13 protein-coding genes and 1 riboswitch are annotated in these 14207 nt (G+C 33.0%); of the genes, 8 read left to right on the plus strand and 5 right to left on the minus strand.

The annotated features are described in order from the left end of the window. Positions 1-31 precede the first annotated feature (31 nt). The 5 genes from AB1J10_RS08940 (at position 32) to AB1J10_RS08960 (ending at position 5283) form a co-directional block, all read left to right on the plus strand. Positions 32-928, plus strand: coding sequence for a DUF7916 family protein (locus AB1J10_RS08940; RefSeq protein ID WP_046206659.1), 897 nt, complete (start codon positions 32-34; stop codon positions 926-928). A 292-nt stretch (positions 929-1220) separates the two neighbouring features. After that, entirely contained in the window at positions 1221-3161 is a 1941-nt protein-coding gene (locus AB1J10_RS08945; protein WP_046206660.1) for a BglG family transcription antiterminator, read from the plus strand. Between the two features lie 10 nt (positions 3162-3171). Continuing rightward, on the plus strand, positions 3172-3612 hold the full coding sequence (locus AB1J10_RS08950; RefSeq protein ID WP_046206661.1) for a PTS sugar transporter subunit IIA: 441 nt from the start codon (positions 3172-3174) through the stop codon (positions 3610-3612). Positions 3613-3617: 5 nt separating this feature from the next. Continuing rightward, entirely contained in the window at positions 3618-3902 is a 285-nt protein-coding gene (locus tag AB1J10_RS08955) for a PTS sugar transporter subunit IIB (RefSeq protein ID WP_107365277.1), read from the plus strand. Positions 3903-3924: 22 nt separating this feature from the next. Next, positions 3925-5283, plus strand: a complete 1359-nt coding sequence (locus AB1J10_RS08960; RefSeq protein ID WP_107365278.1) for a PTS ascorbate transporter subunit IIC — start codon at positions 3925-3927, stop codon at positions 5281-5283. A gap of 52 nt (positions 5284-5335) precedes the next feature. Here AB1J10_RS08960 and AB1J10_RS08965 read toward each other — a convergent pair whose 3' ends face one another. Both AB1J10_RS08965 and panE read right to left on the minus strand, forming a co-directional pair. Further along, positions 5336-6154 carry an acyl-CoA thioesterase gene (locus AB1J10_RS08965; RefSeq protein ID WP_070037220.1) on the minus strand — a complete coding sequence of 273 codons (819 nt, stop codon included), beginning with the start codon at positions 6152-6154 and terminating at the stop codon, positions 5336-5338. A 43-nt stretch (positions 6155-6197) separates the two neighbouring features. Beyond that, positions 6198-7115, minus strand: a complete 918-nt coding sequence (panE, locus tag AB1J10_RS08970; protein ID WP_107365279.1) for a 2-dehydropantoate 2-reductase — start codon at positions 7113-7115, stop codon at positions 6198-6200. Positions 7116-7639: 524 nt separating this feature from the next. Here panE and AB1J10_RS08975 point away from each other — a divergent pair. Beyond that, positions 7640-8491 (plus strand): NAD-dependent epimerase/dehydratase family protein, encoded by an 852-nt coding sequence (locus AB1J10_RS08975; protein WP_369003103.1) that lies wholly within the window; start codon positions 7640-7642, stop codon positions 8489-8491. 378 nt (positions 8492-8869) lie between these two features. Here AB1J10_RS08975 and AB1J10_RS08980 read toward each other — a convergent pair whose 3' ends face one another. The 3 genes from AB1J10_RS08980 to AB1J10_RS08990 form a co-directional block, all read right to left on the minus strand. Continuing rightward, a complete protein-coding gene (locus tag AB1J10_RS08980; protein WP_103161323.1) occupies positions 8870-9883 on the minus strand; it encodes a zinc-dependent alcohol dehydrogenase family protein in 1014 nt (337 codons plus the stop codon). Between the two features lie 85 nt (positions 9884-9968). After that, positions 9969-10271 (minus strand): ArsR/SmtB family transcription factor, encoded by a 303-nt coding sequence (locus tag AB1J10_RS08985; RefSeq protein WP_046206668.1) that lies wholly within the window; start codon positions 10269-10271, stop codon positions 9969-9971. Positions 10272-10739: 468 nt separating this feature from the next. After that, positions 10740-11597 (minus strand): ABC transporter substrate-binding protein, encoded by an 858-nt coding sequence (locus tag AB1J10_RS08990; protein ID WP_046206669.1) that lies wholly within the window; start codon positions 11595-11597, stop codon positions 10740-10742. Positions 11598-11980: 383 nt separating this feature from the next. Further along, a riboswitch (SAM riboswitch) is annotated at positions 11981-12090 on the plus strand. 93 nt (positions 12091-12183) lie between these two features. Between AB1J10_RS08990 and AB1J10_RS08995 the strand changes: the two genes are divergently transcribed. Next, positions 12184-12999: a MetQ/NlpA family ABC transporter substrate-binding protein gene (locus AB1J10_RS08995; protein ID WP_064209198.1), complete on the plus strand. Its 816-nt coding sequence runs from the start codon at positions 12184-12186 to the stop codon at positions 12997-12999. A gap of 52 nt (positions 13000-13051) precedes the next feature. Next, entirely contained in the window at positions 13052-13984 is a 933-nt protein-coding gene (locus AB1J10_RS09000; protein ID WP_107365281.1) for a lactate/malate family dehydrogenase, read from the plus strand. Positions 13985-14207 lie beyond the last annotated feature (223 nt).

Raw genomic sequence — 14207 nt, forward strand, 5'->3', positions numbered from 1 at the left:
AGCTAAAGTATATATTAAGGAGTGGAATACAATGGTTAAGCGAATACTGAGTAACAATGCTTCAGAACTACTAGCAATGTCAGGTGAAGAATTAAAACAGAGCATTAAGGCGAGTGCTGGGCGTGTAGTTTTATCTGAAAATATAGTTACAGAAACGCCTGTCGTGCCTGATATTACCAATGCTGAAATAGCGCGTGCGTTTGGTGCTGATTTGATTTTATTAAATGGCTTTGATGCGTTTCATCCAAAAGTAAAAAATATAGATGAACACGAACAGGTTATAGAAACATTAAAACGACTCGTGGGTAGACCCATTGGTGTGAACTTAGAACCTGTTGATGACGGAACAAATATGTATGAGCAACACTTAGAAATTGCAGAAGGACGTCAAGCAAGTCCTGAAACGGTTCAAGTACTTGAAGCATTAGGGGTGGATTTTATATGTATGACTGGAAATCCTGCAACTGGTGTATCTAATAAGAAAATAGTTGAAGCAATCCAAAATACAAGAAATCATTTTTCAGGTTTGATTATCGCTGGGAAAATGCATAGTTCAGGTGTAGATGAGCCTGTGATTACCAGGGCATATGTAAAGCAATTTATTGAAGCGGGTGCTGATATTATACTAGTACCTGCTGTCGGTACAGTGCCAGGTTTCGATGAAGCGCAACTTAAAGATATTGTCAAAGAAGTACATCGTGAAGGGGGACTTGTCATGTCAGCAATTGGTACGAGTCAAGAGAGCGCTGATCCGAGCACTATTAGAGATTTTGCCATTCGAAATAAAATATGTGGCGTGGATATTCAACACATTGGTGATGGGAGTTATTGTGGTTTAGCTCCTGTGGAAAATATATTTGAATTGAGTAAGGCGTTGCGTGGAGAGAGACACACGATATCGATGATTGCACGTTCCATAAATCGCTAATAAAAACGCCATGCATAAATCCATGGTTACAAATATTCATTGGCTTATTTTAGTTTGATTAAATACATTAAAAATTATAGGTACGGAGAAGAGGATGCAACACATTAACGTTGGATTCTCTTTTTAATATTTTATTGAAGTATTTATATAAAATTATAATTAAATAAATTATAATTTTAAAAAGTGATCGTTTATGATAGATGTGCAACTTTTCGGATTATGAGACGAAAGAGATTACACATCTAAAAATGAAAGTAAGCGGTTACAATATAAATATAAGGAGGTTGCTCATGTGTTAAGCAAGAGACAGCATCATATCTTAACATTCTTACTTGAACGTGAATCCTTTATAACTATTCATCACTTAGCTAACCAATTCAATGTTTCAGAAAGGACGATACAGTACGATTTAGAATATATAGAAAGTATGGCAAAACAATTGGATTTAACGATTTTTAGAAATAAAAATGCAGGTATAAAGATTGAATCTAAAAAACCTTTGGATGATATTGTTCCTCAATATATAGCGACTTCAATACATTATTCTAAAGAAGAAAGAATTCGATATATCATATTAAAGCTTTTTGAATCTAATACACCAACATCTTCTAACACGTTGGCCGATATGGTTTCTGTGACACGTAGAACGATCGTTGAAGATCTGAAAAATGTACAGACTTGGTTATCTTCTTATAATTTGAATTTAAAATATATTAAAAACAAGGGATTTATCATACAAGGTGAAGAAACAGATTATCGAAAAGCATATGCGACACGTGTCCATGAATATTTTCAAAACCATACACATCAAATAGGGCATAAGCTATTTTCGAATAAAGCATTGGAAACGATTCGATTAACTGTAGTGTCAGTATTATTTGAAGCGGATTATCAGTTAGTCCAAAGTGCAATTGATGGTCTGATTTATCATATTTTAATTGCAATACACCGAACGAAAGAAAAGTTTGTTTTTGAAATACCAGATATGGAATATAACAAATTAGCGGAAACAGACCAATTTCGCGTGGCATTACTTATAAAGGCATCTTTGGAAGAAAAACTCGATATACAATTCCCTAAAAGCGAAGCAGGCTTTATTACATTACATTTGCTAGGGGCTAAAACTTCAGAGATGAATCAAAAAAACGAAACAATAGATGATTTAGAAATTCTAACCGAACAATTGATAGAACGCATGAGTGGTGACTTAGGCATAGATTTAATTAACGATACTAAATTATTAAATGGCTTAATTGTTCATTTAAGACCAGCAATTCACCGGTTGAAGTTCGATATGACGCATAATAATCCTCTGACAGATGAAATATTTCAACAGTACCATCACATCGTAGAAAGATTACGCAATCATATTTGGGGCGTGGAAGAGAATTATCGTATTTGCTTTGACAAAGATGAACTTGCATACATTACGTTACATTTTGCTTCAGCAATTGAACGTATTTCAGCAATTACTACAAATGCTCTAAAAGTAGTTTTACTGTGCGGCTCAGGCATCGGTACTTCACAATTATTGAGAAGTAGAATTCGACATATTTATCCTGAACTTGAAATTGTAGATGCTTATTCAATCTACGAAATTGATGAGACGTTATTAAAGCATGAAGGCGTTGACTATATCATATCAACGGTACCGTTTGAACATGCTTCAATACCTATACTCAATGTTTCTCCATTTTTAGATAAAAATGACCGTCAACAAATTAACACAATTATTAATAAATCAAGAGAACAATATGTGTATGATATCAAAGGACTAGGGCCTACTCTAAAAGAAGTCTTACCAAAAAATAGAATTTTAACACAACAACCTTCGCTTTGTAGAAATGATGCAATTAGGCAAAGTATTGAAACTTTGATTGATACTCAAATTGTTGATTGTATTTATGCCGATGAAATCATTGAACAATTAAATGCATTTGGACCATATATGGTTATCAGTCCGCACATTGCTTTAATTCATGCTAAACCAACACATGTTAAAGGGACAGTAGGTTTTAGTTTGACACACTATCAAAAAGGTGTTCGCTTTGGACATGAACAATATGATCCTGTATATATCATTGTGACGTTAGCAACCGCTCAGCCGCAAATTCATTTAAATGCATTGAGACAACTTAGTGAACTGATTATGAATGATAAAACTAGAAATATATTACTTTCAGGAAATATTGAAGCAATTATGCACTGCATAAATGAAGTGAGTCAACATTAAGGAGGGGAAAATGACTTTGGAAATTTTATCATCAGATAAAGTGCAAGTACTTGAACAGGTTAAAAGTTGGCGTGAAGCAATTAGTATAGCTGCAAATCCTTTGAAAGAACAAGGCTATTTTCAGCAAGATTACATTGATGACATGATTCATAGTGTAGAAAAATTAGGCCCTTATATAGTTATTGCTCCAGAAATAGCGATTGCACATGCTCGACCGAATAATAATGTAAAAAAGATAGGTCTAAGTTTGTTAAAACTAAATCAGCACATTAACTTTTCAGAAGAAGGGCACTATGCTTCATTGGTGTTTGTATTAAGTGCTATAGATAATGAAGGACACTTAGAAGTATTGAGAAATTTAGCTATAACTTTAGGCAATCAACAGACAGTAGAACATTTATTAAATGCACAAACATCAAGTGAAATTATAAATATATTTAAAGGAGAATGAGGACAATGAAAATTTTAGTAGTATGTGGTCACGGATTAGGAAGTAGTTTTATGGTTGAAATGAATGCACAAGAAGCACTTAAAAATATAAATGCACCATCAGACATAAAGGTTGAACATAGTGATGTTATGAGCGCGAGCCCTGATATGGCAGATTTATTTATTTGTGGGAGAGATTTAGAAGAAAACACAAAAAATTTAGGTGATGTCATTGTGTTAGATAATATATTAGATAAAGAAGAATTACAGCAAAAACTAGATGAAAAATTAAAAGATTTAAACGTACTTTAATCATTAATAAGGAGGTGGGACAATGAAGCCAATTCTTGATTTTATCGTCGATATTTTGAGTCAACCTGCGATATTAGTTGCCCTAATCGCATTGATTGGATTAATTGTTCAGAAAAAGTCAGCAACTGATATTACTTCAGGTACGATAAAAACAATTTTAGGATTTTTAGTCTTAAGTGCGGGTGCTAATGTAGTAACGCAATCATTAGAACCATTTGGTAAAATTTTCCAACATGCATTTGGTGTGCAGGGGGTTGTGCCTAATAATGAAGCGATCATATCAATTGCACTGGAACAATATGGTACGACTGCAGCGTTAATCATGGTGTTTGGCATGCTAGTGAATATCATTATTGCACGTATAACTAATTTGAAATATATTTTCTTAACTGGCCACCATACATTTTATATGGCCGCATTTTTAGCGATATTATTGTCAGTTGGTCATGTGACAGGTACGTTAACAGTGATTATTGGGGCGATTATTTTAGGTTTGATTATGGCAATATTACCAGCTTTAGCACAGCCTACAATGAAAAAGATCACTGAAAACGATCAAGTTGCTTTGGGTCATTTTGGTACATTGAGTTATTGGGCTGCTGGAGAAATTGGGAAATTATTTAAAAGTAAATCAAAATCGACTGAAGATATCAATTTTCCTAAAGGGTTAAGTTTTTTAAGAGAAAGTACGATCAGTATTTCTTTAACAATGACATTGCTTTATTTTGTAGCATCATTGTTTGCTACACCTACTTTCGTACATTCAGAAATCAGCGATGGGCAAAACTTTATTGTATTTTCACTTATTCAGGGCGTTACATTTGCAGCAGGTGTATTTATTATTTTAACTGGGGTTCGCTTAATTCTTGCAGAAATAGTGCCTGCATTTAAAGGTATATCTGAAAAATTGGTTCCCAATACGAAACCTGCGTTAGACTGTCCGATAGTCTTCCCTTATGCACAAAATGCAGTGTTAATCGGTTTCTTTGTCAGCTTTATTGTAGGTGTGATTGGGATGTTCATTTTATTCTTATTCGGTGGTGTCGTGATACTTCCAGGTGTGGTTGCACACTTCTTCTTGGGCGCTACGGCAGGTGTCTTTGGTAATGCACGCGGAGGTATTAGAGGTGCGGTAGCTGGCTCAGCTTTAAATGGCTTATTAATCACGTTCCTACCATTATTATTCTTGCCATTTTTAGGGGATTTAGGTGGTGCTGCTACTACGTTCTCAGATACAGATTTCTTAGTAGTGGGTGTCGTGCTTGGTAATGTAGCAAAATATTTGGGCATCATTGGTATTGTTGGCTTAATTGTTGTTGTCGCTGTAGTGTCAATTTTATTACAAAAACGTTCGAACCAAAAAGCGATGAAAGAACAGTAATCATAAAAATCCTAGGCTATGTAAAATCATAAACCTAGGATTTTGTGTTGTTTTATTCTTTATAGTAAACAAGTTGTGTTGTCGTAGCTAATAACGATCCATCAGCACTCCAAATTTCGCCGGTTTGGTCATAAAAACCGTTATTAAAATTTTGTGCCCGTGTATGTCCTAATACATGATGATTATTGTGTTTTTCTAATGCTTCCGTGTCAGAATGAAAGTAAACAGTAAGAGAAACTGTACCTATTGGAACAACTTTTTCACGACGGACGTATATTCTTGGGAAAAAGGCGTCACACATTGAAGCAAGTGATAAATAATCTAGTGGTCTATTTGGCTTGTCTTTCATCCATTGTAATGTAACTGAATCTGCATGATTTGATTTTGTGTAAGCTCTAGGTGCACCTTTTACTATTTTAATATCATAATGATTTACCCAGGGTGGGACTTCAGTTAATGATAAACTGTCTACACGTTCTGCATCTGGCACTTCTGGCTTGTTTAATTCGGTTGAAGACCATGTATCTCTTTTCTTTGCGGTAACTGCAGTCGCTGTGATAACTATTTCATGATGTTGGCACAGTTCAACATACCAATGTTGTGTAGAACGATTGGTTCTTGTAGGATTTGCCTTAATAATAAATGAGCCGTCTTTGACAGGTGCTGCGTAATTAACAGTAAATGAAACTGGGCTACCAAGACAGTCAGGATGTTCTATAATTGCTCGTAATAATGTTGATGCAATCACACCACCAAAAGGGCCAACCATATTGGCATAATCGTCAGAAGTATGTCCATGATAAACGCCAATTTCTTGTTGTTTTAGGCTTGTTGCGATATCAAAAGGGTGTGCGTACGTATTTAAGCTCATTGATATGCCTCCTTATAATTTTTAGCTAAGTTTTAAGAAGATTTTATTGAAGCATTTCTTTATAAACTTTGTGATTTTGATATGAAGCATAAAGCAATGGTGCGTTTAGTTGATGTTCTTCGGCTAAATTCAGTAAATAGCCTTGTAAGTGATCGGCTTCGATATTTAAGCCTTTTTCCATATCACGTTGCATTGATGTTTTGAAATGATATGAGAGCTTAGTAAGTCCTTTCATATACTGATTAACTATTGTATCGTCAATGGGCACTTGGTGACTTCTCATAATGGATGAAACTTCTTCATATAATGATTTGATAAAATCAGTGCCACCTTCACTATCACGTATTGGTCCGATTGGTGCATGCATCATCGTAGTTACACTTGATAATACTGTAATCATTAGATATTTTTGCCACATACCACGCATGATATCTGAAGTTAATATAAATTCAGATTTTGTATTAGCGAAAGTATCTTCTATTAATTTAGCTCTATCACTATTCGTACCATTTAATTCTCCAAAGAAAAGTTTATCGAAATCACTAGTTTGTACGACTTCACCAGTGGCATTCAATGAGGTTTCAATGATGCAATATCCACCCATGACTTTATTTTCACCAAAAACAGCTTGTAATTTTGGAATATGTGCAACACCGTTCAACAGTGGGATAATCACTGTGTGGTCCCCAACAAATGGTTTCAAGTCATCGATTGCTTGCTCAAGGTGATAGGATTTTGAAGATAGTAAAATTACATCAAATGGTTCTGCTTTGTCTTCTTTAGTAATCAATTGAGGGGTAAAACTATAATCACCGTTCTCACTATGGATGACTAAGCCGTTCCTTTCCAAATAAGATTTCCTTTTCGGTCTTACTAAAAAAGTGACATTTTTATGATTTTCTACTAAACGACCACCAAAATAGCCTCCAATTCCACCTGCTCCTAAGACTAAAATACGCATCTTAAACACTCCTTAATCTATGTAATGATTCATATTGTTATATATATACCACTAAAAGTTCAAAGTTACGCATTGGAAATGAACAGAAAATTTAAAGGCATGCTCATTGCATAATATACAATAAATTTTAAATATCAAAGAACATCCTTCATATTTGAGAAATGAGACTTAATAATCTAAGCCAAAATATAAAAACATTAAATTTTTGATGATTATGTAATGGATTGGCCGGGTAGTTGCAAAAGCAAGTGATATATAACGTAATTCATTGTTTATTGTTAAATACGCAGTGGGTATATTTAATAAATGAAGCATGGAGTGAAAGTGGTGATTACTATATAGCAATTATTTGAAATGTAGAACCATGCTCATATCATTATTTTGATATTTATAATGAACATGACCTTTAAGATGTTACATAAGCTTTTGAAGGTCACGTGTATTATCATCTTTGAAAGTAGTATAAAATTTAGACAAGAAAAATAAAAATGATTATAAAATGTGAATCATGAAGGAGGATGATTATGACGAAAGTATTTGTAACTGGTGCTACAGGTCTTATTGGCACGAAACTGACAAAGCGTTTACTTGAAGAAGGCTATGAAGTAGCTGGATTAACAACATCTAAAAAGGGTGAGGAGAAACTAGTTAATGCAGGTATTCAAGCATATATCGGTAATATTTTAGAATACGAAACGATAGAACGCAGTATTGGTGATTTCAAACCAGACATTATCATGAATGAAATTACTGATTTAAAGCAGGTTGATATGTCAGCTAACACAAAAGTTAGAATTGAAGGTACAAAAAATTTTGTTGATGCAGCAATTCAGCACGGCGTGGAACATATCCAATCACAAAGCATTGCTTTCGCATATGAAGGCGGTAATGGGTTGGCAACTGAGGATACGCCTTTAGATTACGAATCTAGTGGAGATCGTAAAATTACAGTAGATGGCGTTGATGGATTAGAAAAAGAAACAGCTCGAATAAAAAATTATGTCATTTTGCGTTATGGGTTATTATATGGTCCAGGTACTTGGTATGGTAAATACGGCATGATTTATAATCAATTTATGAATAATGAAATTTCAATCACAGATGGTGTTCAATCATTTATTCATATAGATGATGCAATTGAAACAGCAATTCAGGCTTTAAGCTTTGATTCGGGTATTTATAATGTAGCAGATGATGATCCTGTAAAAGGCAATGTTTGGGCTGACTGGTATGCAAACTTATTAAATGTAACACCTCACATTAATATAAAAGCTGCAGCACCCTATGAACGCGGTGTAAGTAATGAAAAGTTTAAAAGGCAAGGTGGTAAATTAACTTATAAAACATGGAAAGTTGGAATGAATCCAATAAACTAGATTTAGAAATTTATTAGAAAGTGGCATAAACATTGATGCGAGATATTATTAATGTATGTTTTTTATGTAAAAAAGCCTTAACAGCATTATCGTTAAGGCTTTCTTAGATTTTTAATTAATTACATAATATTCAATAAAGCATAGTATTATGGTGTATATTAGTGGAGATAAAAATGTCTTTGAAATCAAAATAATAATGTTATTTACAATTTATACATCTGAATGATAAAGCGAAACCGCCTATATTACCAATGATGGACAATATGCCGTTATTGAGGATAGCTTTACATTGTGCATTATTTACGAATGTCAACACAGCACATCTAAAAGAACCCGAAGCTTACTCTAGTAAGTTTCGGGTTTAGTGTTTCAATGGCCCTACTTATTAAAATCTATAACAATCTTACCAAATGCACCTTTCATCTGATGCTCATATGCTTCTTTTGCTTGATCAAATGAATACACATTGTCAATTATTGGGTCAATATTTAGTTTATCTAAAGCTTTAGTAAAATCTTCAAAAGCTCTATGATGTCCTACATTAATACCTTGAATTTTGGCTTGTTTAGCAAGTAATGAAAATAAATTTACCTCTGCTTCCATATTTTCTAGAAAACCAATAACATAAATATTTCCTTGGAATGCTAAAGCTTCTATAGATTTTGCAATACTTGAGCCACCGACTACCTCGACAATATGTTCGACGCCTTTACCGTTTGTTAATTTTTGTACTTCTTTTTCCCAATCAGGGTGGGTTTTGTAGTTGATTACCTTAGAGGCACCCAGTTCTTTTGCTTTTTCTAGTTTCTCGTCACTACTACTTGTTGCAATAACCTCTGCACCTAATGCTGATGCAATTTGAATTGCAAATATAGACACGCCACCAGTACCTTGTACTAATACGCGATCGCCCGCTTTAATATTGCCATATTCAACTAAAGAGAACCAGACAACAAATGCTGCTACGGGTAATGTAGATGCCTGATTATCTGTATAAGTTTCAGGAGATAAAACAGTAGCACTTTCATTTAATACCATATATTCTGAAAGTCCGCCATTAACTGTAGCACCCAATGCATATAGTTGCTCATCACCTTTTGGCTTACCTTCTAACCAAGTTGTGAACATGTGAGATGTAACTCGATCCCCAATTTTAAACTTAGTAACATTAGAACCTATTTCTACAACTTCACCTGAAGCATCTGAGACAGGGACGAAGGGGAACTTGAGTAACTCTGGTGTATATACACCTTCGACAATAGCAGTGTCTCGATAATTAAGTGACACAGAATTTACTTTCACTAAAATTTGATTCTCATTAATTTTAGGTTTATCTACCTCGACTTGCTTTAAATTATCTAAACCGAAATTTTCTAAATGCCATGCTTTCACTATTAAAACTCCTTTTTAAAGTTATGATGGAAAATGAATCGTTATATCGCTAAATGACGATGTGAAAGAATAAAAAAGAACTAACTTATAGTTCTTTTTCAATCACTTTCCCTATATTTTTTATGGCTTTTTCATCCCTTTTATAATACGTCCATTTACCTAAACGTTTATAATTTACAAGGCCTGCTTTACTTAATATAGACAAGTGTTGTGATGCAGTAGATTGTGTCATGTCTAACTTTTCTTTAATTTGACTCACACAAACGCCTACATCTACTAAATCAATACCCTCTTGATAACCGAAATTACTTTTAGGATCTTTTAACCAATGCAAAATTTGTAATCTAGTAGGGCTTGCCAATGCTTTAAAAACTTCTAAATTTTCCATATCATTATATTACATCGTTATATTTCGATATGTCAATATATTATTACAATTTTCAACTCAATAATCGTTTTTATTGTATGAATGGTGAAACAGCTGAAACACCGCATGCAATAGTTATATTTTACATTTCAGTATCTCTTGTATTTGAGAAAAGAATGATAAATTGGACCGATGATAGATTTTGATATTATGTAATGAAACAAGTGTAGTGTTTTAAGTTAATTTTAGATATAGTTTTCAGGTATAAGTATTAGTAATTCAACAATTTGGAAATGGTTTTTATTCGGTCGACTATTGTTGTTCAAATATAATACTAAGATGCTGAGGCAAATGATGAATTGCCTAGCATCTTGTAATCTTTTGAGTTCAAATATTATCTTAAATAACTAACTATTTTTATAATTAATATCATCATTTATAACTAATTTTAAAAAACGAGTAAACTGATAATACAATTATAAAGATACATTATTCTTTAAGATTGGCTAAAGTTTTTGCAATATCTTCAGAGGCAAATAAGCCACGCAGTTTTGACCATTCATCTCTATTTACGAAATGAACATTATTATTTTTTACAGCATCAAGTTGGTCCCATTGATTACTGTTTTGTAATTTGTTTAAATCTTCATCATTATTTTCATCAATCATTATAATTAATCTTTCTGGATTAACCTCAACAAGCTGTTCGTATGACATTTCTAAATAATTTGATTCTCTATATGCAGGTAGTTTATCCGCAATGTTTTCACTAAGTGCATTATTGAAACCTAATTTACTTAGAAGTTCACCTACATACGTTTTGTTAGAATGTGCAGTTATACCTTGTTCAGAAACTACAGCCGCCAATGTTTCTTTGTTTTTATCTATATCAATTTGCTTGTTGAAATCATTGATTAATTCATTGTGTTTGTCTAAGCGCTCTTTAGCCTCTTTAGATTTATTAACTGCTGTACCAATACGTTGGAATATTTCTAAAGTTTCTTGATAGCCAGCATCAAAACTTCTAAATAAAATAGTAGGTGCAATCTCACTTAATTCATTATATATATCTTGATGACGATCAACATCTCCAATGATAAGTTGCGGAGAGGCAGAACGAATTGATTCAAAATCTGGATCAATACGAGTGCCAACAGATCTATATTTACCAACTGCTTCTTTAATTGGTGATATTAAATTTGTGCTATCATTATCATCAGCAATGCCTTTAACATCTATATTTAAAGCAACGAATGCATCAACAAAAGAAAATTCTAAAGCTACTGCTGAATGAATATCTTCTGGTAAATCAGTCGTTCCTAAATCATGTTTAAATTCAAAAGTCATTGTATTACCTCCTAATAGATAGTACAGTATTAATATTCCACTTAACTGTTATACAAAACGTAATAGAAATCTATATTTTCAAATGCCAACAATGATTATAAACGAATGTTTTATATTTTAGAAAACCCACACAATATTGGTGGTTTCATATACGGACATCATTATGTTTATTTGAAAATAGAAGTAAAACCATTATGTAAACTAACAAATTAAATAATTAAGATGTGAGTGCATTGCCGGTTCATAGTGTAAATATATTCGTTTCACATGGAACAATTTTATTAACATTAGATTAATCAATAATTAATTAGAATTTTCTAAAATTTATTGACTATACATGAGTGGAATGCTAGGATTAATACAACTCAAATACATAGGATTGACTCTTATTTAGAGAGGTGGAGGGATGTGCCCGATGAAACCCGGCAACCATCGTTAAACGAAATGGTGCTAATTCACAGAAAGTAATCTTGATTACTTTCAAAGATAAGAGAAGGTGGATACTTTCTCTTTATTACAATAAGAGAAAGTATTTTTTTACATAATGAATGAATTTTATTTTCAGACAAGGTTAAGGAGAGATGTTATGAAAAAGTTGATTAGTTTAACAATTTTAGTATGTTTTGCTGCAATACTCGTAGCTTGTGGTTCGTCCAAAGATAAAGAAAATAAAAAAATCACGATTGCTACATCACCAGCACCTCATGGCGAAGTTTTAAAACATGCGAAAGATGAAATGAAGAAAAAAGGGTATGATTTAGAAATTAAAGTTGTTAATGACTACAAAGTACCTAATAAACTTTTAGACAAAGGTGATGTTGATGCAAACTTCTTTCAACATGTACCTTATTTAAAGGCTGAAAGAGATGACCATAATTATAATATTGAGGAAGTAGGAAAAGTATTTACGACACCAATGGGCGTATACAGTAAAAAATATAAAGACATCAAAGACATTCCTAAAGGCTCTACAATCTACGTTTCCAATAATCCAGCTGAAGAAGGGCGTTTCTTATCATTTTTCGTAGATAAAGGATTAATAAAAATTAAAAAAGGTGTCAAAATTGAAGATGCCAAATTTGAAGATATCGTGGAAAATAAAAAGAATCTCAAATTTAACAATAAGCAGGGTGCAGAATTTTTACCTAAAACATATAAAAGTAAAGAAGGCGCAGCTGTCATCATGAATTCTAATTATGCGATAGATAATGGTTTGACGCCACACAAAGATGCTATTGCAATAGAAGGTAAATCATCACCATTTGCTAACATTATTGCAGTTCAAAAAGGCCATAAAGATGATGAAAAGTATCAAACTCTATTAAAAGTTTTACAATCTGAAGATATGAAAAAGTTCATAAAAAAAGAATATAATGAAGATGTTATACCGTATGAAAAATAAAAACATTAATTTATGATATAGGTTTTAACAAACAGAGGAGGTATGGTTACACATGTCTAAGTTAGGAATTGTCGGACTTGGTAGAGTGGGCAGCCAAGTATTGACAGACGTTCAATATTTGAATTTATTTTCAGAAATTGTATTAATTGATAGCAAAGAAGAAATTGCAAGCGGTGAGGCGCTTGATCATAATCATTCGCAAGGATTGTTTAATACAAGTCATGTGCGAATTAAAGCTGGCGCATATCAAGATTTAGCTGATGCAGATTTTATAGTAATTGCCGCAAGTATACAAACGGATAAAAACGATGGTGATCGTACACTATTGGCACAAGATAATCATGATATTATAAAAAATGTTATGAAACAAATTGCTGAAGTAACGCAAGAAGCTATTATTATTTTAATTTCTAACCCAGTGGATTCGATGGTATATTTTGCTAATCAAGTCAATTATCCAACTCATAAAATCATTGGAACGGGTACAGCATTGGAAAGCTCAAGGTTCAAAACCATTATCGCTCAGCATTACCAAATTGATCCTAAAAATGTTGAAGCTTTTGTTATTGGTGAACATGGTCAGTATGCAGTGCCTGTATGGAGCAAAGTGCGCATTCATGGTATGGAACTATCAGAGTATGAAGCTTTAAGTCAATCACCAGTAATTGATAAAGCACATATTACATCAATTATCAATGAAGTATCAATGGATGTTTTTTATCAAAAAGGGTGGACCAATGCAGCGATTTCCAGGGTGACTACTACATTGATACAAGCGATTGCTTTGAATCAACGCACAATTATGCCACTAACATCAATCAGTCAGGAATACGGGCTAGATGACGGGGCGTATAGTTTGCCGACATTAATTGATCAGCATGGTATTGTACAAAGATATCCTATCACATTGGATGAACAAGAAGAACAGCAGCTCGTTGAAGCATATCAATATATCAGACAAACAATTGATATAGCACAAAATTAAGTTCATTTAATATAGAGTGAGAAACATAAGTATCACATAGCATAAAAAATGGCGATTTCTAGATTTTATATAGAAATTGCCACTTTTTTATTTTGTACTCATATTTTTGTTTCATCATTATGTCAGAAGTATCATAGTGTGACTGCTTGCTTTAATATGAAGGTATGGATACAATGTATTTAAATATTAATATTGAATTTAATAAAAAATTAAACGATTAGAA

The organism is Staphylococcus cohnii species complex 1663 (assembly GCF_041008415.1).
Lineage (GTDB): Bacteria > Bacillota > Bacilli > Staphylococcales > Staphylococcaceae > Staphylococcus > Staphylococcus ureilyticus.

Bases quoted from the DNA above. Each gene is read 5' to 3' on its own strand.
- AB1J10_RS08990 (WP_046206669.1), bottom strand. From the start codon at position 11,597: ATGACTTTTGAATTTAAACATGATTTAGGAACGACTGATTTACCAGAA.
- AB1J10_RS09000 (WP_107365281.1), top strand. From the start codon at position 13,052: ATGTCTAAGTTAGGAATTGTCGGACTTGGTAGAGTGGGCAGCCAAGTA.
- AB1J10_RS08950 (WP_046206661.1), top strand. From the start codon at position 3,172: ATGACTTTGGAAATTTTATCATCAGATAAAGTGCAAGTACTTGAACAG.
- AB1J10_RS08940 (WP_046206659.1), top strand. From the start codon at position 32: ATGGTTAAGCGAATACTGAGTAACAATGCTTCAGAACTACTAGCAATG.
- AB1J10_RS08975 (WP_369003103.1), top strand. From the start codon at position 7,640: ATGACGAAAGTATTTGTAACTGGTGCTACAGGTCTTATTGGCACGAAA.
- panE (WP_107365279.1), bottom strand. From the start codon at position 7,115: ATGCGTATTTTAGTCTTAGGAGCAGGTGGAATTGGAGGCTATTTTGGT.
- AB1J10_RS08955 (WP_107365277.1), top strand. From the start codon at position 3,618: ATGAAAATTTTAGTAGTATGTGGTCACGGATTAGGAAGTAGTTTTATG.
- AB1J10_RS08985 (WP_046206668.1), bottom strand. From the start codon at position 10,271: ATGGAAAATTTAGAAGTTTTTAAAGCATTGGCAAGCCCTACTAGATTA.
- AB1J10_RS08995 (WP_064209198.1), top strand. From the start codon at position 12,184: ATGAAAAAGTTGATTAGTTTAACAATTTTAGTATGTTTTGCTGCAATA.
- AB1J10_RS08965 (WP_070037220.1), bottom strand. From the start codon at position 6,154: ATGAGCTTAAATACGTACGCACACCCTTTTGATATCGCAACAAGCCTA.
- AB1J10_RS08960 (WP_107365278.1), top strand. From the start codon at position 3,925: ATGAAGCCAATTCTTGATTTTATCGTCGATATTTTGAGTCAACCTGCG.